Source organism: Streptomyces kryoterrae (genome assembly GCF_054072135.1).
Map to the genome: position 1 here is coordinate 4,841,065 of NZ_CM133358.1, position 23,261 is coordinate 4,864,325.

Annotated in this window: 15 protein-coding genes, 1 tRNA gene and 1 riboswitch; of the genes, 8 read left to right on the forward strand and 8 right to left on the reverse strand. The window is 71.9% G+C overall.

What is annotated here, in order from left to right; translation table 11 throughout:
• Positions 1-206 precede the first annotated feature (206 nt).
• Complete coding sequence (locus tag ACW4TU_RS20940) at positions 207-1,586, reverse strand: NAD(P)/FAD-dependent oxidoreductase (protein WP_457429649.1); 1,380 nt, start codon at positions 1,584-1,586, stop codon at positions 207-209.
• A 379-nt stretch (positions 1,587-1,965) separates the two neighbouring features.
• Between ACW4TU_RS20940 and ACW4TU_RS20945 the strand changes: the two genes are divergently transcribed.
• Together ACW4TU_RS20945 and ACW4TU_RS20950 are read left to right on the forward strand one after the other, a co-directional pair.
• Entirely contained in the window at positions 1,966-2,769 is an 804-nt protein-coding gene (locus ACW4TU_RS20945; protein ID WP_457429651.1) for a TetR/AcrR family transcriptional regulator, read from the forward strand.
• Positions 2,770-2,956: 187 nt separating this feature from the next.
• Positions 2,957-4,957, forward strand: a complete 2,001-nt coding sequence (locus ACW4TU_RS20950) for a sigma-70 family RNA polymerase sigma factor (protein ID WP_457429653.1) — start codon at positions 2,957-2,959, stop codon at positions 4,955-4,957.
• On the opposite strand, the gene ACW4TU_RS20955 is transcribed toward ACW4TU_RS20950, so the two are convergent.
• Together ACW4TU_RS20955 and ACW4TU_RS20960 are read right to left on the reverse strand one after the other, a co-directional pair.
• Entirely contained in the window at positions 4,944-8,327 is a 3,384-nt protein-coding gene (locus ACW4TU_RS20955) for an ATP-binding protein (RefSeq protein WP_457429655.1), read from the reverse strand. The genes ACW4TU_RS20950 and ACW4TU_RS20955 overlap by 14 nt on opposite strands.
• A 203-nt stretch (positions 8,328-8,530) precedes the next feature.
• Positions 8,531-10,705 carry an asparagine synthase-related protein gene (locus tag ACW4TU_RS20960; RefSeq protein ID WP_457429657.1) on the reverse strand — a complete coding sequence of 725 codons (2,175 nt, stop codon included), beginning with the start codon at positions 10,703-10,705 and terminating at the stop codon, positions 8,531-8,533.
• An 834-nt stretch (positions 10,706-11,539) separates the two neighbouring features.
• Here ACW4TU_RS20960 and ACW4TU_RS20965 point away from each other — a divergent pair.
• The 4 genes from ACW4TU_RS20965 to ACW4TU_RS20980 all read left to right on the forward strand — a co-directional run bounded on the left by ACW4TU_RS20965 (position 11,540) and on the right by ACW4TU_RS20980 (position 16,657).
• Positions 11,540-12,964 (forward strand): NsdA family TPR-like regulatory protein, encoded by a 1,425-nt coding sequence (locus ACW4TU_RS20965; protein WP_457429659.1) that lies wholly within the window; start codon positions 11,540-11,542, stop codon positions 12,962-12,964.
• Between the two features lie 118 nt (positions 12,965-13,082).
• Positions 13,083-14,306 (forward strand): L-2-hydroxyglutarate oxidase, encoded by a 1,224-nt coding sequence (gene lhgO, locus ACW4TU_RS20970; RefSeq protein WP_457429660.1) that lies wholly within the window; start codon positions 13,083-13,085, stop codon positions 14,304-14,306.
• Positions 14,307-14,386: 80 nt separating this feature from the next.
• Positions 14,387-15,181: a tRNA (guanosine(46)-N7)-methyltransferase TrmB gene (trmB, locus tag ACW4TU_RS20975; RefSeq protein WP_457429662.1), complete on the forward strand. Its 795-nt coding sequence runs from the start codon at positions 14,387-14,389 to the stop codon at positions 15,179-15,181.
• Between the two features lie 48 nt (positions 15,182-15,229).
• Positions 15,230-16,657, forward strand: a complete 1,428-nt coding sequence (locus ACW4TU_RS20980) for a PrsW family intramembrane metalloprotease (protein ID WP_457429663.1) — start codon at positions 15,230-15,232, stop codon at positions 16,655-16,657.
• 21 nt (positions 16,658-16,678) lie between these two features.
• Here ACW4TU_RS20980 and ACW4TU_RS20985 read toward each other — a convergent pair whose 3' ends face one another.
• The 5 genes from ACW4TU_RS20985 to ACW4TU_RS21005 all read right to left on the reverse strand — a co-directional run bounded on the left by ACW4TU_RS20985 (position 16,679) and on the right by ACW4TU_RS21005 (position 21,795).
• Positions 16,679-17,623, reverse strand: coding sequence for an aldo/keto reductase (locus ACW4TU_RS20985; protein ID WP_457429665.1), 945 nt, complete (start codon positions 17,621-17,623; stop codon positions 16,679-16,681).
• A gap of 114 nt (positions 17,624-17,737) precedes the next feature.
• The gene (locus ACW4TU_RS20990; RefSeq protein ID WP_457429667.1) at positions 17,738-18,802 is read right to left on the reverse strand and encodes a M23 family metallopeptidase; all 1,065 of its coding nucleotides are present in this window, start codon (positions 18,800-18,802) and stop codon (positions 17,738-17,740) included.
• An 11-nt stretch (positions 18,803-18,813) separates the two neighbouring features.
• Positions 18,814-18,971: riboswitch (cyclic di-AMP (ydaO/yuaA leader) on the reverse strand.
• A gap of 257 nt (positions 18,972-19,228) precedes the next feature.
• The gene (locus ACW4TU_RS20995) at positions 19,229-20,350 is read right to left on the reverse strand and encodes a PP2C family protein-serine/threonine phosphatase (protein ID WP_457429668.1); all 1,122 of its coding nucleotides are present in this window, start codon (positions 20,348-20,350) and stop codon (positions 19,229-19,231) included.
• A 177-nt stretch (positions 20,351-20,527) separates the two neighbouring features.
• A tRNA-Met gene (locus tag ACW4TU_RS21000) sits at positions 20,528-20,601 on the reverse strand.
• 54 nt (positions 20,602-20,655) lie between these two features.
• Complete coding sequence (locus ACW4TU_RS21005; protein WP_457429670.1) at positions 20,656-21,795, reverse strand: dihydrofolate reductase family protein; 1,140 nt, start codon at positions 21,793-21,795, stop codon at positions 20,656-20,658.
• Between the two features lie 102 nt (positions 21,796-21,897).
• Here ACW4TU_RS21005 and ACW4TU_RS21010 point away from each other — a divergent pair, with 102 nt between their 5' ends.
• Together ACW4TU_RS21010 and ACW4TU_RS21015 are read left to right on the forward strand one after the other, a co-directional pair.
• A complete protein-coding gene (locus tag ACW4TU_RS21010) occupies positions 21,898-22,413 on the forward strand; it encodes a MarR family winged helix-turn-helix transcriptional regulator (RefSeq protein WP_457429672.1) in 516 nt (171 codons plus the stop codon).
• A gap of 106 nt (positions 22,414-22,519) precedes the next feature.
• Complete coding sequence (locus ACW4TU_RS21015; protein WP_457430224.1) at positions 22,520-23,197, forward strand: GTP cyclohydrolase II; 678 nt, start codon at positions 22,520-22,522, stop codon at positions 23,195-23,197.
• The last annotated feature ends 64 nt before the right edge of the window (positions 23,198-23,261 follow it).

Consider the following 23,261-nt stretch of genomic DNA (forward strand, 5'->3'; position numbering starts at 1 on the left):
CGTGTTTGTCGGCACAGGCCGGCAGCGGGTCGGCCGGAGGTGCAGGGGGCGTTCCCCGGGAGATACAGCACTTGCGGAAAGCCTCGCGGGAGAGATGGGTGGAGAAGGGACGTGCGGCAAGGGCGTGGAGAACCAGTCTGGCAGGGTGGCCGACCGGGCCGGCATCCTTCAGACGCCGGCCGAGTCGGTGGAGTTCCTGGATCCGGTCAGGACGACCCCTTCGGGTCCTGGTTCAGGTTCTGAGAAGGCTTCCCACCGGCCGCGAGTTCGAACTCCGCGCGGGGATGTTCGAGTGAACCGAGGGAGACGATCTCCCGCTTGAAGAGTCCCGACAGAACCCACTCGGCGAGCACCCGGGCCTTGCGGTTGAAGGTGGGCACCCGGCTCAGGTGGTAGACGCGGTGCATGAACCAGGCGGGGTAGCCCTTCAGCTTGCGCCCGTAGACGTGTGCGACCCCCTTGTGGAGTCCCAGGGAGGCTACTGAACCGACGTATTTGTGGGAGTACGTTTCGAGCGGTTCGCCTCGCAGGGAGTGGGCGATGTTGTCGCCGAGGACCTTGGCCTGGCGGACCGCGTGCTGGGCGTTGGGGGCGGTCTCCTTGCCGGGTTCCGCGGCCGTGACGTCGGGGACGGCGGCGGCGTCTCCCGCTGCCCACGCGTGCGTGGTGCCCTCGATCCGCAGCTCGGCGGTGCACCTGAGGCGCCCGCGCTCGTTCAGCGGGAGGTCGGTGGCCGCGAGAAGGGGGTGGGGTTTGACGCCGGCGGTCCACACGACCGTTCGGGTGGGGAAGCGGGCGCCGTCGCTGAGGACGGCGATCCGGTCCGCGCAGGAGTCGAGGCGGGTCTCCAGGCGTACGTCGATGTTGCGGCGGCGCAGCTGGGTGACCGTGTACTTGCCCATCTCCTCGCCGACCTCGGGCAGGATGCGGCCCGAGGCCTCGACGAGGATCCACTTCATGTCCTCGGCCTTGACGTTGTGGTAGTACCGCGCGGCGTAGCGGGCCATGTCCTCCAGCTCGCCGAGCGCCTCGACGCCGGCGTAGCCGCCGCCCACGAAGACGAAGGTCAGGGCCGCGTCGCGGATCGCGGGGTCGCGGGTGGAGGAGGCGATGTCCATCTGTTCGATGACGTGGTTGCGCAGGCCGATGGCCTCCTCGACCGTCTTGAAGCCGATGGCGTGTTCGGCGAGGCCGGGGATCGGCAGGGTGCGCGAGACGGAGCCGGGGGCGAGGACGAGTTCGTCGTACGTCAGTTGCTCGGCGCCCGTTCCCTCTTCCGCGGTGGCGAGGGTGGTGACGGTCGCGGTGCGCTTGGCGTGGTCGATCGCCGCGACCTCGCCGACGACGATCCGGCACCGGTCGAGGACCCGGCGCAGCGGTACGACGACATGGCGGGGCGAGATGGAGCCCGCGGCCGCCTCCGGGAGGAACGGTTGATAGGTCATGTACGGGTCGGGAGTGACGACGGTGATGTCGACCTGGCCCCGTTTCAGCTCCTGCTGGAGCTTCCGCTGGAGGCGCAGGGCCGTGTACATACCGACGTAGCCGCCGCCGACAACGAGAATGCGCGCACGTTCCTTCACCATCCCATGACGCACCCAGCGCTCGCGTTTGTCCACAGGCCCGGCAATTTGTGTGACCTTCGGGCGGTGGGCCGCAACGTTGCCCGAATCGTCGGCCTGCAGGGCACAACCGCAGGTCAGTGGGTGTGGGCCGGGTGGCAGGAGGGGGCGCAACCGGGACGTAAGCGACGCGTACTCCGATCGGGCGGCACCCCGTGCGGAACGCGCCCCTTCTGAATTGACCCTCGCTCAACTATGTTCGTAGGTCGACGGGGTGTAGGGGGATGCGCTCTTTCGGGTCCGCTCTGCGACGCGTGGACCCGTGTTCAGTGCTTGTTCCGCGCGCTCCGGCTGCCAATGGCGGGGAGTCTCCGGGGGGAGACGTCATTACCGGGGGAACATTATGCACATTCAGGATTCTCGTTGGTCATCCGCGTCCGCCATCGCACCAGGCGGACCGGTCAGCGCGGCGGCGGGCAACGGACGCGGCGAGGGATCGCGTACGGCGCCACTGCGTGTGGACGCACAGCGCAATCTGGAACACGTACTGCGGGCGGCACGTGAGGTCTTCGGTGAGCTGGGATACGGCGCGCCGATGGAGGACGTGGCACGACGCGCGCGGGTCGGTGTCGGCACGGTGTACCGGCGCTTCCCGAGCAAGGACGTCCTGGTCCGGCGGATAGCCGAGGAGGAGACCTCCCGGCTGACCGACCAGGCTCGCGCGGCGCTCGGCCAGGAGGACGAGCCGTGGTCGGCGCTGTCGCGCTTCCTGCGGACGTCGGTGGCCTCGGGCGCCGGACGGCTGCTGCCGCCGCAGATACTGCGGGTCGGGGTCGCGGACGACGACGGTTCCCTTGGTTCCGACGGCTCCGGTGGCCTCGGTCTCGACGAGGCGCGGGTGCCGCAGCAGCGGACCCAGCCGGCGGGTGCCGGTATCGGTCACGGGGAGCTGCGGCTGGTGTCGGACGACATCACGGCGGCTGCGCCGGCGGACGACGCGGGCGCGGTGGCGCTGCTCGACGTGGTGGGCCGGCTCGTGGAGCGGGCGCGCGAGTCGGGCGCACTGCGGACGGACGTGTCGGTGTCGGACGTACTGCTGGTGATCGCGACGGCGGCGCCCTCGCTGCCGGACGCCGCGCAGCAGGCGGCGGCCTCTTCACGACTGCTGGACATCCTGCTGGAGGGGTTGCGGTCACGGCCCCTGTGAAGGTCCACATGTGTGTCGGTTGAGCATTCCCCGTTCGGGTGAACGCTAGTACCTCGGTGCGGGAAGTCCCCACGGACGAGTGGTTGGTTCGTTCCAGGCGTCCTGAACAAAAGCCAATATGGCACTCTGACCCGGTGTTCGGGACTCGATGTGCAGGCAGCTGTGCAGGCGGCGGGGGCTTTCCGCGATGAGCGTTGACGGGCGGGACGAGTCACCGGGTGACGGTGACCCGGAGGCCGGCGGCGGGCTGACCTCGCCTCAGGTGCCGAACCAGGGCGGACCCGGGGGCGTTCAGTACCTGGGCGGTTCGGTGGACGACTCGGAGTACCCGCAGTACCTCGACGACCCGATGGAGGGCAGCGTCCCGGCCCAGCGCGGGGGCAGCCTGCTGCCGCCCCGAGCGGACAGTGTGCTGCCGCCGCCCATCGAGCTGCCGCCCTCCGACACCGACCTGATCGGGCGGATGCGCTCGGGCGACGACACGGCGTACGAGGAGCTGTACCGGCGCCACGCGGGCGCCGTACGCCGGTACGCGCGCACCTGCTGCCGTGACGGCCACACCGCCGACGATCTCACCGCCGAGGTCTTCGCCCGCATGCTCCAGGCGGTGCGCGGCGGCTCCGGCCCGGAGTACGCCGTACGCGCCTATCTGCTGACCTCCGTCCGCCGGGTCGCCGCGAACTGGACGACGTCGGCGAGGCGTGAGCAACTGGTCGACGACTTCGCGGTGTTCGCGACGCAGGCCGCGCGCGGCTCGGAAATGTCCGCCATGTCCATGGTGTCCGCCGACACCGACACGCTGGACCTGGGCGCCGACGTGCGCGCGATGCACGAGGCCGAGCGGTCCATGGCCATGCAGGCGTTCCGGTCGCTGCCCGAGCGCTGGCAGGCGGTGCTGTGGCACACCGAGGTCGAGGACGAGTCGCCGAGCGAGGTCGCCACCCTCTTCGGACTCGACGCCAACGGCACGCGCGTGCTCGCCAGCCGGGCCCGCGAAGGGCTCAAGCAGGCCTACCTCCAGGCCCACGTCAGCTCCACCCTCACCACCGACGAGGAGTGCTCCCGCTACGCCGACCGGCTCGGCGCCTACGCCCGCGGCGGTCTGCGCAGCCGGGCCGAACGGGGGCTGCGCAAGCACCTGGAGGAGTGCGCCAGGTGCCGGCTGGCCGCGGGCCAGATCAAGGAGGTCGCGAGCGGCATTCCCGCCGTCGTACCGATCGCGGTCATCGGCTGGTTCGGCGCCGCCGGATACGCCAAGGTGGCCGCGCTGGTCGCCGGGGGCGCCGGAGCGGGTGCGGTGGGCATCGGCGGCGCGGCGGCGGCGAGCGGCTCGTCGTCGGGCGGGGCCGGGGGCGGCGCGGCGGCCTCGGAGGGGCTCGGCGCGCCGGTGAAGGCGGGGATCGCGGCGGGGGTCGTCGCCGTCGGGATCGCGGCGGTGGTGTTCGCGCTGGCCGGCGACGAGGTCCCGAAGAAGCCGGTGGCACAGCCGGCCCCGTCCGTGCCGGTGGTCCGGCCGACCGCGCCGACGCCGCCCCCGACCCCGAGCCCGACGCCGCCCGAGCAGGAACCCGAGCCGGCACCCCCGGCCGTGGTCCCGGCCCTGGCGCCCATCCCCACTCCTCCCCCCAGCCCCACCCCGACCGCGTCCCCGACGCCCACCCCGAGCCCCACCCCCACTCCGACACCCAGCCCGACCCCGACGCCTACCCCGACTCCCACCCCGACGCCGCCTCCTCCCCCGCCGCCGCCCGCCCCGGCCGACTACCAGTGGAACGAGCTGGAGTACGGCATCACCGGCGACGGCACCAAGCCCGAGATGCGGCTCGGCGAGAGCAGTTGGGTGTGGCAGCGGTGGGGGGTGTCGATCGGGGACAAGCGGTACGAGCACGGGGTGACCGTCCACGGGGAGTCCTCGGTCACCATCGATCTCCACCGCGACTGCGCCTCGTACGACGCCATGGTCGGCGTCGACGGCATGACGATGGGCCTCGGCAAGGTCCGCTTCTCGGTGTTCGCCGACGGGCAGAGCGTGTGGCGGTCCGAGCTGATCCAGGGCGGCCAGGAAGCCGTGCCCGTCCACGTCGACCTCACCGGGCGCAAAACGATCCGCCTGGTCGTGGAACCGCACTCGGCGTTCGACTCGGTGGCACTCGCGGACTGGGCGGAGTCGACGTTCATGTGCCGGTGACCGGGGTGCGGGCGAGTTCGTCGAGCAGGTCGAGTACGTCGTCCGCGGTGAGTTCCGATCCGGTCATACGTTCGGACTCGTACCGTTCCGCTCCCAGGGCCCGGCGCGCTGCGGCCTCCGTCTCCTCGGCCCGCGCGCGGTCCGGCATCGGGCGCGGTTGGTCGCCCCGCCAGCTGTCGGAGGCGGCGAGCAGACGGGCCGCGTGGGGCAGGTCACCGAGGTCGGCCAGCAGTCTCGCCACGCTGTCCGCGAGCGCCGCCGTGATCACCTCGGCGCACCGCTGGGTCACGGCCTCGCGAAGGGTGGCGGTCAGTTTCGCCACTCCCTCCTCGGGCCCGCGTTCCTCGGCCGTGACCAGGGCGTCCATCGCGTTCAGCCCCGCCATGAACTGCGGCGGCGGTGTGCCGTGCGCGATCTCCGCGCGGGACTGGTCGCACAGCGCACGCGCGCGGGCGACCTCCCCCTCGTCCAGCGCGATCTGCGCCCGCAGCAGCAGGACGAACGCCCGGGAGTCCGCCACTCCGTAACGCTCGGCCGCCGCGCCGGCCTCGTCCAGGGCGGTCAGCGCGCCGGCGCGGTCGCCCTCCCGGTAGGCGATCTCGGCGAGCCGCGCGATGAGGAACGGTGCTTCGGCATGGGCGCCCACCTCATGGGCGAGCCGCAGCGCCTCCGCGTACTCCCGCTTCGCCTCCTCGAAGCCGCCGCGCGACATGGCGGCCTCCCCGGCCGCGCTGCACACCTGGGCCCGCACCCAGCGGTCGCCGACACGTCGGCTGAGCACGCGCAGTTCCGCGAGGTCGTCGTCGACACGCGGGCCGCGCAGGCCGCCCGCCGAGTCGACGACCAGATGCGTACGGAACATCAGGGTCACGGCGACCTCCCAGTCGCCGCCGTGGACACGGCAGTTGGCGATCACGGAGTCCAGAGCGGCTGCGGCGGTGGCGGCGGGGTTGTTCGCCGTGTCGCCGAGGCCGTCCGGTCCATCGGGGCGGTCGACGCCCAGCCGGTCGGACAGGAAGGTGAACGGCCAGGCGATGCCCGGCAGCCGGGCCGCTTCCGGGCCGCCGCGCTCGAAATAGGCGCGGGTCTCGACGAGTTGACGGTGCCAGAGCTCGTCGTGGGGGACGGTGGCCGGGTCGGCGTCGACGGTCAGGAAGATGTGGAGCATACGGAGGTTCATGCGCCGGGCGTGCACCTTCGCCCAGCCGTCTGTACCTGTACCTTCCCCTGTTCCTGTTCCTGTTCCTGTTCCTGGCCCGGTCGGGTGGGGAGGCCGTGTGCTCAGGTCCAGGACCCGGGACAGCCATTCCACGCTCTCCCGGCGGTAGTTGCGCAGCCACCAGAACCAGCCCATCGCGAGGACCAGGGCGGTGGCCTCCTCCTCGTCGCCCTCCTTGATCGTGCGGTCGAGGGCCGTCCGGATGTTGTCCAGCTCCGTCTCCAGGCGGGCGATCCACGGGAGTTGCTCGGCGGAGCGGAGCAGCGGTTCGGCCTTCTCCACCAGCGCGCGGACCCACGCGCGGTGCCGTAGCTCGACGGCGGCACGCGGACCGGGGTTCTCCGCGGCACGCTCGGTGGCGTACTCGTGGATGGTCTCCAGCAGGCGGTAGCGCATGCCGACTGTGCCGTCGTCGGCGTGTTCGTGCGGGGTCGCGACTATCAGGGACTTGTCGACGAGGGCCCCCACGAGGTCGGCCACCGGTCCGGTGCAGACCGCCTCCGCCGCCGTGAGGTCCCAGCCGCCCGCGAACACGGAGACCTCGCGCAGCACCGTCCGCTCCCGCTCGTCGAGCAGGTCCCAGGACCAGTCGACGACTGCGCGCAGGGTCTGCTGGCGAGGCAGTGCCGTGCGGTTTCCCGAGGTGAGGAGGCGGAAACGGTCGTCGAGGCGGTCGGCGATCTGACGCGGGGTGAGCAGCCGCAGACGGGCGGCGGCCAGCTCGATGGCGAGGGGCAGTCCGTCGAGCCGACGGCAGATCTCCTCCACCGCCTCGGTGTCGCGGAGGGCGCGGTCCGCGTCGGGGCGTACGGCTGCCGCGCGCTCCTCGAAGAGGCGGCGGGCCGGGTCGGGGAGGAGGGGCTCGACCGGGCGCACCGACTCACCGGGGACGCCCAGGGGTTCACGGCTGGTGGCCAGGATCGTGAGCCCGGGGCAGTGTGTGAGCAGGGTCTCGGCGAGTTCGGCCGCCGCGTCGATGACGTGTTCGCAGTTGTCGAGGAGCAGGAGTTGGCTGCGCGGGGCGCAGTACTCGATGAGCAGGGCGAGCGGGTCGTCCTGCGGGGTCGTCAGCTCGGTGGTCCTGAGCACGGTCTCGCGCAGACCGAGCGCGCTGACCACCGCGCCGGGCACCGCCTCCGGCCGGTCGAGCGGGGCGAGCTCGACGAGCCACGCCTGGGGGAGGCCGGCGGCGGCTTCCTCGGCGAGACGGGTCTTTCCGGAACCGCCCGGTCCGATGAGGGTGACGAGACGGGTCCTGTGCACATCCGAACGGATGGCCTCGATCTCGGGTTCCCGCCCGACGAAAGAGGTCAGACGGGGGCGGATGTTGCCGCTTTTGCTGGTGTGGCCGATGTTGTTGCTGCGGTCGGGGTGGTGGGCGGGGGTCGGTTCTCCGGCTGGGTCTGGTGGGCGTGGTGGGCGTGGTGGGCGTGGTGGCTGGGTCAGTAACTCCTTGTGCAGGGTTCGTAGTTCCGGGCCCGGGTCCGTTCCCAGGCCCTCCGCCAGGGTTCGGCGGGCCGTCTCGTACGCGGCCAGGGCGTCCGCGCTGCGGCCCGTGTCGCGCAGGGCGCGGATGAGGAGGGCGTGCAGCGGCTCGTCGTACGGGTGCGCCTCCGTCAGTTCCCGCAGCTCCGGTACGGCGTCGTGGGCGCGGCCGAGTCGCAGGTCCGCCTCCACGCGTGCGCGTGTCGCCTCGCGGCGCAGGGCCTCCGGGCGGGTCGCGGCGGTGCGGTCGGGGAGGTCGGCCAGGGCGGGGCCGCGCCACAGGGCGAGGGCCTCGGAGAGGGTGCGGGCGGCGGTCGTGGGGTCTGCGCGGTCCAGGGCCGCCGTGCCCTCTCGTACGAGGTGTTCGAAGAGGTGGAGGTCGATGTGGTCCTGGGGTGCCGTCAGGCGGTAGCCGCCGGGGTCCGAGGTGATGGTGTCCTTGCCGAGGGTGCGGCGGAGGCGGCCGACGAGGGCCTGCAGGGCTGCGGGGGCGTCCTTGGGCGGGGTGTTCGCCCAGACCTCGGCGATCAGGGTTTCGGGGGTGGTGGTGCGGTTGGGGCGGAGGGCCAGGGCGGTGAGGAGGGCTCGGAGGCGGGGGCCGCCGATGGGTACGGCTGTGCCGTGGTCGTCCTCGGCCTGGGTGACGCCCAGAATTCTGTACCGCACCGACCTATTCTCGCCCCCGCCGCCCCTACCCGTCCCGTCCCTGGGGGCTGCCGCCCCCGGACCCCCGCTTGTCGGCCCTGAACGGGCCTCGTCCTCAAACTCCCCCAGAGGGGGACCCTCAGACGGGCTGGAGGTTCCTGGGCCCGCGCTGCACACAGGCCGTAAACGGGTGGGTGGGAAACCGGCCCCCGTAACCCCGCCCCTCACCCCCGGTGTGCCCCCGCCCCCGCTCCCAGCGCGCCCCTCTGGGGGGTGATTCCCGACGGTACGGCTCGTTGGCGGGCCGGGGTTCCGGTCCAGCAGGTGCCTCGGCGGGAGAGCAGGCGACGTAGCCATACCTCCAGGGAGACCAGGTCCGCCAGGCCGTCCAGGGGGAGGGGTTCGCCCTCCGCGGCGCCTCGCAGGGCCTTGCGGACCACTCTCGCCTCCACCAGGCCCGCCTCCGCGAGCAGTGGCGTGTCGAACAGGGTCATCAGGGAGTCCACCGACACGCGCAGGCCCGTCCGCGACGCCGCGGTCGCCGACGCGTGCGACGGTGCGCCCCAGCCTGGGGGCAGGTCCGCGACCCCGGCGCCTTCCAGGACCGCGCGGAGGATGGACGCCCGGGCGCCCGGCTGGACGCGCAGTGCTTCCGGGAGGGCTCGGCAGGCGCGTACCACCTGGTTGTCCAGGAAGGGCGTGTGCAGGCGCTGGAAGCGGATCTCCGCGGCCTGTTCCAGGACGCGTACGTCCGACGCCTGGCGGGTCAGTGCCGCCCGCGCGCGGAAGTCGCCGGGGCGTTGGCCGGGGCCTACGCCGGCGCCCGCGCGGTCCGTCGCCCAGTTCAGGCGAACCGATACTTCAGCGAGCGCCTCACCGGTCAGCCAGCGCGCGGCCGGGCCGGGTCTGGCCCAGGTGAGCGCGGCCAGCGAGGCCCCCACCGCGCCGCCGGGCTCGTCGAAACGGCGTTGCATCAGGCGGTCGGCGAGGTTCTCGATACCGACCCGGTAGGGCGTACGGGCGAGCTTGCGGGCGGCGCCGTACATGCGCGCGGGGACCATCACCGAGCCGTCGGCCTTCGTGAGCGCGGCCACGGGGCGGACCAGGTGGCGTCGTTTGCGGTCCATCAGGAGGTCGGCGAGGCGGGCGGGGTGGGCGTCCAGCACCTGCCGGGCGCCGTAGCCGGTGAAGTGGTCCGCGCTGCCCGAGGCGAGCCGGGCCCGGTGTCTGGCCGCCGTCACCAGGGACGGGCCCGGTTCGTCGGTCAGCGGGCCCTCCAGGTCGGCGTACGGGAGGACGTCCTCGCCGCCGGCCACCACCACGTGGTGCAGGCGCGGGTTCGCCGCCAGGTTCCCCGCCCGCTCCAGTTCGGCCTCGCGCCCGCCGACCACCAGGTCGTTGAACGTCACCGCCACGAGCCGCTCCCCCGCGCCCGTGCCGTGCCCCAGCAGCGTCCCCGGCATGCCCGGCAGGCCCGCCGCCAGCAGCGCGAGTGTCCCCGAGGCCGGGCCGCCGGACAGGTCCGCCCCTATCCCCGGTACGGGCGTTCCGCGCGCGGCACGCCGTTCCGCGGGGCCCATGCCGGGCACGGGCCCGGGATCCATGGTGGCCTCGGGCACATGGCGAGGGGCGGAGAGCCGGAGACGTACCGCCTCCACCAGGGCGTCCCGTACGCCGTCCACCGCGCGGTCCGGGTCCACGGAGGCCGCCGCGACCGCCAGGGAGGCGACCGGTTCGTACCCGGCGATCTCCCGTGCTCCGGCGCGCAGGATCAGCGCATGCCCGGGCGGAATGCGCCGTACGCCGTCGTAAGGGGTCGAGTCGTGCAGCGCGGCCGGTACGTCGGGGGCGGCGAGGAGCGCGGCGAGGTGGCCGAAGTCGAGGTTGGCCTCGATGAGGTCGGCGAGCGGGAGGGCCGCCGTCGCGTAGGCGGTGCCGCCCGCCCAGGGGGTGTAGAACACCGGGCGCGCGCCCGCCAGGTCGCCGCTGACCATGAGCCGGCGCCCCACCTGGACGATCGCCGTGTAGCTCCCCGGCCAGGCCGTCAGATGGCGAAGTGCTCCTCCGCGGGCGGCGAACAGCGCGACCCGCAGCTGCTCGTCGGTTGCTCCGCAGGTGCCCAGGACCGCGATGCGGGTCTGTTCGTCGGCCCGCACGACGCGCACCTCGTCGGGACGCCAGTCGCCGACCGCCCAGAGCGGATCGGGGTCCCCCCAGAGGAGTTGGGAGCCGACCGGGTGCACCGTCTCGCCGTCGTAGCCGGTTGCCCCCGCCGCGTATCCGGCCCCGGACCCGGTCCCGGTTCCGGCTCCCGCGCCGTCGGCCGCGTAACCGCTGGGCCCTGTCGCGTATTTGGCGGCCACAGCTGCGGTGCTGCTCCATCCCACCAACCACCGCATCGACGCCTCCACAGGCTGTGGACAACCAGTGCACCGTACGAACTCGGCACCATGCTGCCATGAAGGGCGCGCCTCGGAGGGACGGCAGAGCCGCTCGCGCTCCCCGAAGTGCGCCCCTGCGAACTCCTGTGCACCCCCTGGAACATGCCCGCCCGGCCCCGAACGCACGCGTGGATCAAGGGACTTCGAGGTTCGGAGCAAGGGACTTCGGCGTGCGGGTCAGAGGATCGCCGGACCCCGGCGGAAAGTTCACAACCCGTCGGGCAGGGAGTTCACGGCATGACCGAGCCACGACCGAGCTACTACTGAGCCGCGACTGCGACCTGAATGCGCCCCCGTTACGCTCCCCCAAGACGCCCCGCGCGCCCTCAATTTCCATGGTGGGAGGCGTAATCGACCCGGTAAGGCGGGGTCTGTTTTCGGCCAAGTTGGCGAAGTGGAGGCAGGCTCGCGCACGCTCCGTACAGGCTCTGCGGAGCGCAGCGCCCACGCACAGTCCGGGAGGCGGAGTTCGCCTCCCGGACCGGTCCGCCGCCCGCGGGGATGTAGGCGGCGGTGTCCCCCAGCCCACTGGATCCAGTACAGCGGGCCGACCCACGCAGAATCCATGGAAGCGCTCCCGCCATGGCCGGAGAAGAGCGCACGGACAGGCGCACGGCCACACGTCGGGGGCACGTCGCAACGGTGCGTACATCCCCAGAACTTCCGTACGGACCACAATCCCGCCATCCGGAACAATGCCCCTTAACGCTTGGGATGCGGCGAACTACGCTGGGTTTACGAATGCCGCATGGTTATGCCAGCGCGGCAGCCGTCTGTGTCGAGGGGTGGCGCATGTCCAGGGAGCAACGCGGGCCGAACGAAAAACTCGGCGCCGTTCTCGCCCTCGCGGGAATCAGCAACGCAGGACTCGCACGTCGCGTCAACGACCTTGGCGCGCAACGCGGGTTGACTCTTCGCTACGACAAGACGTCGGTGGCGCGCTGGGTGTCGAAGGGCATGGTGCCGCAGGGCGCCGCGCCGCACCTCATCGCGGCCGCCATCGGCCAGAAGCTCGGCCGCCCGGTGCCGCTCCACGAGATCGGCCTGGCGGACGCGGATCCCGCACCCGAGGTGGGCCTCGCCTTCCCCAGGGACGTCGGACAGGCCGTCCGCTCGGCCACCGACCTCTACCGCCTGGACCTCGCGGGCCGCCGCGCCGGCTCCGGCGGCATCTGGCAGTCGCTCGCCGGATCGTTCGCGGTGAGCGCATACGCAACGCCTGCCTCACGGTGGCTGATAACCCCGGCCGACAGTTCGGTGGCACGCGACGCGAACCCTTCCGAGGACTCCGGGGCACCGCTGAAAGTCGGCCACAGCGATGTGCTGAAACTGCGGGAGGCCGCGGAGGACGCCAGGCGCTGGGACTCCAAGTACGGCGGCGGCGACTGGCGTTCGTCGATGGTGCCCGAGTGCTTAAGGGTCGAGGCCGCTCCTCTGCTGCTCGGGTCGTACTCGGACGAGGTGGGACGCGCGCTCTTCGGGGCGTCCGCCGAACTCACCCGCCTCGCCGGCTGGATGGCCTTCGACACGGGCCAACAGGAGGCGGCGCAGCGGTACTACATCCAGGCGCTACGGCTCGCGCGGGCGGCGGCGGACGTACCCCTGGGGGGATACGTACTGGCCTCGATGTCGTTGCAGGCCACCTACCGGGGCTTCGGCGACGAGGGCGTCGACCTCGCCCAGGCCGCCCTGGAGCGCAACCGGGGCCTCGCGACGGCCCGCACGATGAGCTTCTTCCGGCTGGTCGAGGCCCGGGCCCACGCGCGCGCGAGTGACGCCCACGCGGCCGGCGCGGCCCTGCGCTCCGCGGAGGGCTGGCTGGAGCGGGCCCGCGACGGCGACAACGACCCGTCCTGGCTGGGGTTCTACGGCTACGACCGCTTCGCCGCCGACGCCGCCGAGTGCTACCGCGACCTGAAGGCACCGCGCCAGGTCCGCCGTTTCACGGAGCAGGCACTGTCCAAGCCGACGGAGGAGTTCGTGCGCTCGCACGGACTGCGGCTGGTCGTCTCGGCGGTCGCCGAGCTCGAGTCGGGCAACCTCGACGCGGCATGCGAGCAGGGCGTACGGGCGGTGGAGGTCGCGGGGCGCATCTCCTCCGTGCGCACCACCGAGTACGTGCGGGATCTTCTGCACCGGCTGGAGCCGTACGGGGACGAGCCGCAGGTGGTGGAGTTGCGGGAACGGGCCCGGCCTCTGCTGATGGCTCCGGCGTAGAGAAGGCGCAGCCAACCCGCGGCGTCCGGATCGTGCTCTCCTCCTGCGTTTGAAGTGACTGCGTTTGAAGCGAGTGTCAGTGGCGCAGTGCACTATCGAAAGCAGGAGGTGGAGTGCGGTGGAGCTGACGCGTGGAATCGCTTACGACTGTGACGTGCTGGTGATCGGTGGGGGGATCGTCGGTCTGTCCACGGCGTATGCGATCACGCGCGCCGCTCCGGGCACCCGGGTGACGGTGCTGGAGAAGGAGCCGGGCCCCGCCCGGCACCAGACGGGCCGCAACAGCGGTGTCATCCACAGTGGGATCTACTACCGGCCGGGCTCGCTCAAGGCCGAGTACGCGGTGCGGGGCGCCGCCGAGATGGTCAAGTTCTGCGCGGAGTACGGCATCGCGCACGCCGTCACCGGCAAGCTGATCGTCGCCACGGAGCGGGAGGAGCTGCCCCGGCTGCACGCCCTCGTCCAGCGCGGCCGGGAGAACGGCATTCCGGTGCGCGAGCTGGGCCCCTCCCAGATCGGGGAGTACGAACCGGAGGTGCGGGGTCTCGCCGGCATACACGTGGGGACGACCGGGGTGTGCGACTACGTGGCGGTCGCCCGGCAGCTCGCCGAGTCCTCCGGGGCGGAGATCCGGTACGGGGCCGAGGTCGTCCAGGTCGACCGGCGGCCGGAGCTCGGGGTGGCCGTGCGGACGGCGGGACCGGGCGGCGGCGAGGTCGTGCGGGGGCGGGTGCTGGTCAACTGCGCCGGGCTGTACTGCGACGAGATCGCGCGGCTGACCGGCGACGATCCCGGGATGCGGATCGTGCCGTTCCGGGGCGAGTACTTCACGCTGGCTCGGCCCGAGCTGGTGCGGGGGCTGGTGTATCCGGTGCCGGATCCGGCGTTCCCGTTCCTCGGGGTGCATCTCACCCGGGGGATCGACGGGGGCGTCCACATCGGGCCGAACGCCGTGCCGGCGCTGGCCCGGGAGGGCTACGGGTGGGGGACCGTGCGGGTGCGGGAGCTGGCGGCGACGGTGGCGTGGCCGGGGTCGTGGCGGATAGCGGCGCGGCACTGGCGGTACGGCGGTGGGGAGCTGATGCGGTCGGTGTCCAAGAAGGCGTTCACGCGGGCGGTGCGGAGGTTGCTGCCGGTGGTGACGGAGGCGGATCTGGTGCCCGCCGCGGCGGGGGTGCGGGCGCAGGCGGTGCTGCGGGACGGGACGCTGGTGGACGACTTCCTCATCCGGGAGGGGGCGAGGGCGGTGCATGTCCTGAACGCGCCGTCGCCCGCGGCGACCGCTTCGCTGCCCATCGGGCGGGAGGTGGCTCGGCGCGCGTTGGGTGTGCTGGGCGGGTAGGCAGACCCGGGATGCCGTGAACAGGTGAGGGAGTGAGTGCGTGAGTGGGAAACGCCCCAAGGGCTAAAATCGGCCGCACTGTGTCTGACTCCCTTGACTCCGCCCCCTCCCCCGAGCCGACGCCCGCCGCCGTCCGGGCCAAGGGTGCGCCCCGGTTCCCCGGTGGGCCTCAGGCCGATCCCGCCGGGTCCCACTTCGAGCGGCGGATCAGGAGCTTCCAGCCCCGGCGCAGCCGGGTCACCGCCGGGCAGGACGACGCGTTGCGGCGGCTGTGGCCCAAGTGGGGCCTCGACATCGACGGCCGCGCTCTGCGCCTCGGCGAGCTGTTCGGGGACGACCTGCCCGTCGTACTAGAGATCGGCTTCGGGATGGGCGAGGCCACCGCGAGGATGGCTGCCGACGACCCCCGTACCAACATCCTCGCCGTCGACGTGCACACCCCGGGCCAGGGCAACCTGCTCAGCCTCGCCGACCAGCACGGACTGACCAACATCCGGGTCGCCAACGGTGACGCCGTCATCCTGCTCCGCGAGATGCTCACCCCCGGCTCCCTCGACGGCCTGCGCGTCTACTTCCCCGACCCCTGGCCCAAGAAGCGGCACCACAAGCGGCGGCTGATTCAGGCCGAGTTCCTTGATCTCGTCGCCGCTCGGCTGCGCCCCGGGGCGATCGTGCACTGCGCCACCGACTGGGAGCCGTACGCCGAACAGATGCTCGAGGTGCTGAGCACGCACCCGGAGTTCGAGAACACCCGGCCCGGGGGTGGTTACGCGCCACGTCCGGAGTTCCGGCCGCTGACCCGTTTCGAGGGCCAGGGACTTGAGAAGGGTCATGTCGTGAACGACCTGCTGTTCCGCCGCGTACAGCACCCATAGAGCACGAGCCGCAACGCTCGTAAAACACCCGCCGTTAGGGTCAATGCCGTGGCCACCTTTCCCCCGTACCCGACGCATCCCAGCGGCCCCACCGACGGTCCCGTCGGCGGGGCGCTGCGGCACGCTCACTGGTGGCAGCGGAACTGGGTGCGTTACGGCGCCCTCACCAGCCTGCTCGCGCTCTCCGGGCTCGTCATCCTCGCCCTGGTCCGTGAACAGACCGGCACCGAGGGGTTCCTGGTCGGGCTCGGGCTCGCCGTACTGCCCGTGCCGTTGCTCGTCGCCGCGTTCCGGTGGCTGGACCGGGTCGAGCCGGGGCCCTGGCGCAACCTGCTCTTCGCCTTCGCCTGGGGCGCCTGCGCGGCGGCCCTGATAGCGATCGTCGCCAACAGCTTCGCGACCAGATGGATAGCGACGGCCACCGCCGACCCGTCCGGCGCGGACACCCTCGGGGCCACGGTCATAGCGCCGGTCGTCGAGGAGTCCGCCAAGGCGGCCGCCGTACTGCTCATCTATCTCTTCCGGCGACGCGACTTCACCGGGATCGTCGACGGCGTCGTCATCGCCGGGGTCACCGCCACCGGGTTCGCCTTCACGGAGAACATCCTCTATCTCGGCACCGCCTTCGGCACCGACCAGCTCACCGGGGAAAGCGGTATCGCCTCGGTCACCGCGGCGACCTTCTTCGTGCGGATCGTCATGTCGCCGTTCGCACACCCCCTGTTCACGGTCCTCACCGGCATCGGTTTCGGGATCTCCGCGCTGTCGGGCGAGCGCCAGCACGTCCGCCAGGTCCTGCTCCCGCTGTCCGGGCTGCTGCTCGCGATGAGCATGCACGCCTTCTGGAACGGCTCGTCGACCTTCGGGGACTACGGGTTCTTCGCGGTGTACGCCGCGTTCATGGTCCCCGCGTTCGGGCTGCTGACCTGGCTGGTCATCTGGACCCGGCAGCGCGAACTGCGTACCGTGCGCGCCGAGCTGCCGGCGTACGCGATGGCCGGCTGGCTGTCCCCGGCCGAGCCGTACGCCCTCGGCTCGATGCGCGCCCGCCGTCTGGCCCGCGAGTACGCCCACCGCCACCTGGGCAGACCGGCGGCGCGCCAGGTGGCGCAGTACGAGGCGTACGCCACCTCACTCGCGTTCCTGCGCCACCGGGGGCGCCTCGGCCGGGCGGGCGCCGACTTCGTCGTCCGGGAGCAGGAGCTGCTGGGCGAGCTGTGGCAGCGCAGGGAGGTGGCCCGCCCGGCCCTGGACCACGCGGCCCACGCGATCGCACCGGCGCCGGCTCCCGTCCCGCCGGTCACCTGGCCGCCGTACGGCCGGCAGGGGTACGGGTACGGGTACGGGTACGGACCGACGACGCCGTACCCCTCGTACAGCCAGAACATCAGCCCCGGCCTCGGCCACATTCCGAGCCCCAGCCACAACCGGCCCGTCCACGACCCGTACCCGGCCTACAACCCGTACCGCTCCTAGCCTGCGGCCCTCAGGCGCCGCTCACGCCGAGGCCGCCGTGAGGCTCGCGATCTCCGCGTCCGTCAGTTCCAGTTCCGCGACCGCGAGCAGCGGCGGGAGCTGGTCCACCGTGCGGGCGGACGCGATCGGGGCGGCCACCGTCGGCCGGGCGGCGAGCCAGGCCAGGGCGACCGTGGCGACCTCCGCTCCCCGTGCCGCCGCGACGGCGTCCAGCGCGGCCAGGACCTTCCGGCCGCGCTCCGACTCCAGGTGCCGGACGGCGCCTCCCGCACGCGGGCTCTCGACGGCCGTACCGGCGCGGTACTTGCCCGTGAGGAAGCCGGAGGCCAGCGCGTAGTACGGGACGGCGGCGAGGCCCGTACGGGAGGCGATGTCGCGTCGCGGGCCCTCGTAGGTGTCGCGGGAGACCAGGTTGTAGTGGGGCTGGATGGCCACGTACTTGGCCAGGCCCTCGCGGTCGGAGAAGTCCAGGGAGTCCTGGAGCCGCTCGGGCGAGATGTTGGAGGCGGCGATGTACCGCACCTTGCCCGCGGTCACCAGTTCGTCGAGGGCGCCGATGATCTCCTCGACGGGCACCTCGGGCTGGTCGAAGTGCGTGAAGTAGAGGTCGATGTGGTCGGTGCCGAGGCGGCTCAGGGAGGCGTCGGCGGCGGCCTTGATGTTGGCGCCCGACAGGCCGGGGTAGTCGGGGTGCTGGCTGACCTTCGTGGCGACGACGATGTCCTCGCGGTTGCCACGCGCCTTCAGCCAGTTGCCGATGATGGTCTCGGACTCGCCGCCCTTGTTGCCGTCGATCCAGGCCGAGTAGGAGTCGGCGGTGTCGAGGAAGTTGCCGCCGGCCGCGGCGTACGCGTCGAGCACCTCGAAGGATTGCGTCTCGTCGGCGGTCCAGCCGAAGACGTTGCCGCCGAGGGCGAGCGGGAAGACCTCTAGGTCCGATGATCCGAGCTTGCGGAGTGCAGTCATGCTCATCGTCAACGCGCGCCACGGAGGACCTGATTCCGGCGGGTTCACGAAGTTCGTGTAAAAGCCGGACCGGCAGCCCCGAGGTCAGGACCGCCGGTACCGGAAGGGTGTCTCCTACGGGTTCAGGCCCATGCTCCGCAGCCACGCCATCGGGTCGATCCCGGCACTGTCCGAGCTGCTGGTGTGCACCTCCAGGTGGAGGTGGGCCCCGGTGACGTTGCCGGTGGCGCCGACGCGGCCGATGACGTCACCCGTGGCGACCTTCTGGCCGACGCTGACGTTGATCGACGACTGGTGGGCGAACCACAGCTCGGTGCCGTCGTCGAGGGTGAGGATGGTGCGGTAGCCGTAGGAGCCGCTCCAGCCCGCCTCGGTGATGGTGCCGCTGTGGATGGCCTTGATCGGCGTGCCGGTGGGCGAGGCGAAGTCGAGACCGGTGTGGTAGCCGGAGGACCACAGCGAGCCGGCCTGGCCGAACGTCGAGGTGATCGTGTACGACGAGGTCGGCAGCGTGTACTGCTTGGCGAGCTCGACGAGACGCGCGGCCTCCAGCTTCGCCCTGGCCGCTTCGGCCACCTTCTTCTTCTCGGCGGCGACCTTCGCGGCGGCCTCCCGCTTCACCTTGGCGGCCTCGGCGGCGGCCTTCTTCGCGGCGGTGTCCTGGGCGGCCTGCTGGACCTTGGCCTCGGCCTGGTCCTTCTGCTGCTCGGCCTGGAGGATGATGCGGGCGCGCAGGGCCTCGCCGGCGTCGCTGGTGCCCTGCTGGGTCTCCTCGGAGGTGACGCCGACGCTGCTGAGCGCGGTGGCGGAGCCCTTGGGCTCGTCGTCCGAGTCGTCGTGCGTGAAGGGCGAGCCGACCGAGGGCAGGTCGGGGATGGAGATGGAGACCGGCGGCTTGCCGGTCTGCGCGGTGGCCATGCCGGCCCCGCCGACAGCGGCTATGACGCCGACGCCGAGAACGGTGGAGCTGCGGGCGAGTCCTCCGCCGCGCTGCTTGCCGACGCGGTGCCGGCCGCGAACGGGTCGGGTGGAGTCCGCGGTGGGATTCCACTCCTCCCAGGGGCCCTCGTCGGTGCGCCGACCGCCGAGGCCGAAGGTCGGGATCTTGCCCGCCTCGGTCTCGCTGCTGCGCTGACTCGGCACGAACGGGGCCTCTGGGGCAGCCGGGTTTGACGCCACGTGGGCGTGCTCCTTTCCTTCCTTCTCGCCTACCGGGTTAGCTGACGGGTTCGGAGCAGGAAGGTCTCCTACGCGCGTATACCTGCCGTGTTGCCACGGAGGCGGACGAGCGATTCACCCCAAGGTGGTGGTTCCCCGGTTCCCTTGCGGGATTAGGCACGTGCGCACGGAGCCGACTCTTGTGTCGGCTGGGACTACCGCGCTGCGTTATCGAACGTTAATAGACCTGGCCACCTGATTCCAAGCTGTTCCCGTTGATCATTAATCCTTTTCCTGAGGACTTTCTGGGTCACCACCGGTGAAAATCGGGCGAGTTGACCATGACGCAAGTGACTCCTGAGTATTGACTGTGTGTCAGATCTTGCGCGGAGAGAGGCGGAGAGAGAGCGTTCGCTCACCTTCGGTGACAACCGATGAGAACCGGCCTCACGGCCGTCGTACGGCGAGCAGCGCCATGTCGTCCGTCGTCCCGCCACCCGAGTGCCGGCGCACCTCGTCCGCGAGGGTGGCGAGCAGGGTGGCCGGGGCGCGGAAGACGCGGCCCGTGAGGCGGTCGGCCGGGTCGAAGAAGGTGCCGTGCTCGTCGCGGGCCTCGGAGAGCCCGTCGGTGTGCAGGAGCAGCGTCGCGCCGCCGGGGAAGGGGGTCTCCTCGGTGCGGTCGGGCCAGGTGCCGAGGTCGCCCATGCCGAGCGGCAGCGCGGGCGCGGACGGGTCGAGGATGCGCAGGGTGCCGTCGGCGGCGAGGAGCAGGGGCGGGGGGTGGCCGCGGTTGAGGATGCGTACGATCCCGTCGCCGTGCGGGAGTTCGGCGAGGACGGCGGTGGTGAAACCCTCGGCGGCCTCCAGCCCGTCGCGCCGGGCGCCCTCGCGGGCGAGGGCCCGTTCCAGCCGCTGGGCGACGGCCTCCAGGGTCGCTTCCTGTTCGGCGGCCTCCCGGAACGCCCCGATGACGACGGCGACCGCCGCCACCGCCCCCATCCCCTTGCCCCGCACGTCCCCGAGGACGACCCGTACGCCGTACGTGGTGTCCTGCACGGCATACAGGTCGCCGCCGATGAAGGCGCCCTCGTGGGCGGCCTCGTACCGGGCCGCGATCTCGAACCCGCCGATGCGTGCCTCCGGTTCGGGCAGTACGGCGCGCTGCACGGCCTCGGCGATCTCGCGGGCCGAGGCGAGGCGCCGGTCGCCCCGGCGCACCATCCGGTTGATGACGGCGGCCAGGACGGCGACCGTGGCCACGGTGACCGTCTCGGTGATCGAGTCGGCGTCCGCGCTGAACCCGAAGCGGAGGTGGACGACGTACTCGGCGAAGAGTGCCGCGGCGCCGGTGACCACCGTGGTGCGCAGGGAGGAGAGCGGGGCGGCGATGAGCGGAGCGGCCGTGAAGAAGGGGATGGCGGTGAGGTGACGCGGGGTCGCGTAGTCGTAGACGATCCCGGTGAGGATCAGGAGTGCGGGCAGGACACGGACGAGGGTCCGCACCCGGGAGATGGCCTTTTCTTCCGGCTCGCCCGCTGCCGGGTCCAGGAAGTGCCCCGACCGTCCCACGCGTCTCGTCTCCCGCCGGCTCACCACGGCCTGTCCGTCCCGACCAGGTTTCCGGGGGCGGGTGCGGCGGGCGAGCCAGGTGGACCGACCGGGCTAAGAAACGACTCGGGGAAACGCCCCGAGGAAACGACTCAGGGCCGGAAACCAGTTTCCTGGTTTCCGGCCCTGGGCCTTTAGTAGCGGGGACAGGATTTGAACCTGCGACCTCTGGGTTATGAGCCCAGCGAGCTACCGAGCTGCTCCACCCCGCGCCGTTGAATGCAACTATACGCCATCCGCGGGACGCCGATCACCACGTTTGATCGTCAGCCCGCGAGGTGGGCGTTGGGAGCCTTGGCGCGCTCCTCGCACTCGGGGAGTACGACGACCTCGACGCCCTCCTGCGCGAGCAGCCCGTTCCCGTCCGCCGCCACCACGAAGGTGTCCGGCTCACGCCAGGCGGTCACCACCCGGCGGACGCCCGCGTCGAGGATCAGCCGGGCGCACGGTGCCGGGCGGGACGCGCGCCGGGCGCAGGGTTCGAGGCTGCTGTAGACGGTGGCCGTCTGGAGCCGGGGGTCGGCCGGGTCGAGCTTGGCGAGCGCCGCCTCCTCCGCGTGCACGACGGGGTCGCCGCCCTCCCGTGAGTAGCCGCGCGCCAGTTCCGTACCGTCGGCGGCCACCACCACCGCCCCGACACTGAACGCCGTGCTCGACGCCGGACACCGCTCCGCCAGTTCGCACGCCAGTGCCAGCCAGCGCCGGTCGGCGGCGGAGGCGAGCGGGCCTGCGCCGGGGGCGGTGGGCTCGTAGGTCATGAGGACGACGTCCTCGATACGTCGGGTCTCCGTGAGCCGGAGCCGGCCGCCCTGGTAGGCGCCGGGGCCGAAGAGGCGGGGGGCGTCGGGGTCGCCGACGAAGAGGGGCGCGAGGACGAGCTGGAGTTCGTCGGCGAGGCCCTGCCGGAGGAGCTGGGTATGGACGGTGCCGCCGCCCTCGACCATGAGGCGCCTTACGCCCCGTACGTCGTGCAGGTGTTCGAGCAGGGCCCGCCAGTCGAGGGCGCCCGGGCCCAGGGAGACGATGTCCACGCCGGCACCGAGGTCCGCCCGCCGGGCCTGCTCGGCGCCCTTGTCCGTCGTGTACACGAGCTTCTCGCCGCCGGTGTGCCAGAAGTTGGCGGCCGGGTCCAGCTCGCCCGATCCGCTCACCGTCACCTTGAGCGGGTACTCGGGCTTTCCGGCCGCCAGCCGCGCGGCCCGCCGCTCGGGAGAGTTGACCAGCAGCCGCGGGTTGTCGGCGCGGATGGTGCCGGCACCGATGAGGATCGCGTCACTGGACGCCCGTACCTCGTCGACCCGGTCGAAGTCGGCGGGACCGGAGAGGAGCAGCCGCTCGGGGCCGGTGTCGTCCAGGTAGCCGTCGAGGGAGACGGCGGCGGACAACAGGACGTGAGGGAGGGGCATGGGGGCACTCTCTTCCAGCGCTTCCGGGACTTCCGGTGTCTTCGGAGGCGAGCTTGACCGGGCGGACTTGGTTCAAGTTTTAAACAAACCTACACTGGTCGCATGACGACCCGCTGGCTCACCCCCGAGGAGCAGCGCGCGTGGCGCGCGTACGTCGCGGCCTCGCTGCTCCTGGAGGACGCGCTCGACCGGCAGCTCCAGCAGGACGCCGGGATGCCGCACCTCTATTACACGATCCTGGCCTACCTCTCCGAGACGCCCGAGCGACGGCTGCGGATGACCGATCTCGCCGAGAAGCTGAAGATCACGCGCAGTCGGCTGACGTACGCCGTGGCGCGGCTGGAGAAAGACGGTCACGTACGGCGCGAGGCCTGCCGGTGGGACAAGCGGAGCACCTTCGCCGCGCTGACCGAGGAGGGGATGGCGGTACTGGAGCGCACCGCCCCGGGGCATGTCGCCACGGTCCGCGCGGCCCTCTTCGACCATCTGACCCCGGAGCAGGTGGGCCAGTTGGAGGAGATCGGTACGCGGATCGAGCGGGCGCTCCAGGGGGACGGGTCGGAGTCGGCGCCCGAGGGCCTGCCGTGGCTGCGCAGGTCCACGAATCCGTTGCTTTAACTTTGAAGCATGAGGTAGGGTCACCCTTCGAGTGAGGATCTGCTTCAAAACTGAAGCAGATCGAGGTTTCGAGGACAGAACCACCCGGGAGACCCGCATGCCCGACCTGACCGACTTGCCCGCCGCCACCCAGCGCTCCCGTGTCCGGGTGCCGCTGCGCTTCCACGACGGCTACAGCGTCGACACCGAACTGGTGACCTTCCACGGCCTGGTCGACGGTCAGGAGCACGTGGCGATGGTCCTCGGCGAACCGGCGCCCGGCACCACCCCGCTGGTCCGGCTGCACTCCGAGTGCCTTACGGGCGACGTCTTCGGCTCGGCCCGCTGCGACTGCGGCCCCCAGCTGCGCGAGGCCGTCGAACGCATCGCCGAGCACGGTGGCGTCCTGCTCTACCTCCGCCAGGAGGGCCGGGGAATCGGCCTCTACAACAAGCTCGACGCGTACGCCCTCCAGGACGAGGGCCTCGACACCTACGCCGCGAACGCCGCGCTGGGCCTCCCGGAGGACGCCCGCGACTACACGGCGGCGGCCCAGATGCTCCAGGCCCTGGGCATCACCTCGGTGGACCTCCTCTCCAACAACCCGGACAAGGCCAACCAGCTCCGGGCCCTGGGCACCGACGTCCACGACCGCGTCCCCACGGGCGTGTTCACCACCCCGGCCAACGTCCGCTACCTCCGCGCGAAGGTCCTGCAGACCCACCACACGCTGCCGCTGGGCGAGTTGGGCGGGGTCGGCGGCCACACCGGCCACACCGGCCTCACGGAGCTGAGCGTCGGCTGACGGAGGCGAACTCCGGCTGGTGCGGGCCTCGTTCCACGAGGTCGCACGGGGTTGCGAGCAGGGT

What these genes read in the sequence shown, in the direction of transcription:
- ACW4TU_RS20985 (WP_457429665.1), bottom strand. Translation starts at nt 17,623, where the DNA reads ATGACTGCACTCCGCAAGCTCGGATCATCGGACCTAGAGGTCTTCCCG.
- ACW4TU_RS21010 (WP_457429672.1), top strand. Translation starts at nt 21,898, where the DNA reads ATGACGACCCGCTGGCTCACCCCCGAGGAGCAGCGCGCGTGGCGCGCG.
- ACW4TU_RS20945 (WP_457429651.1), top strand. Translation starts at nt 1,966, where the DNA reads ATGCACATTCAGGATTCTCGTTGGTCATCCGCGTCCGCCATCGCACCA.
- ACW4TU_RS20940 (WP_457429649.1), bottom strand. Translation starts at nt 1,586, where the DNA reads ATGGTGAAGGAACGTGCGCGCATTCTCGTTGTCGGCGGCGGCTACGTC.
- ACW4TU_RS20950 (WP_457429653.1), top strand. Translation starts at nt 2,957, where the DNA reads ATGAGCGTTGACGGGCGGGACGAGTCACCGGGTGACGGTGACCCGGAG.
- ACW4TU_RS21005 (WP_457429670.1), bottom strand. Translation starts at nt 21,795, where the DNA reads ATGCCCCTCCCTCACGTCCTGTTGTCCGCCGCCGTCTCCCTCGACGGC.
- ACW4TU_RS20965 (WP_457429659.1), top strand. Translation starts at nt 11,540, where the DNA reads ATGTCCAGGGAGCAACGCGGGCCGAACGAAAAACTCGGCGCCGTTCTC.
- ACW4TU_RS20960 (WP_457429657.1), bottom strand. Translation starts at nt 10,705, where the DNA reads ATGCGGTGGTTGGTGGGATGGAGCAGCACCGCAGCTGTGGCCGCCAAA.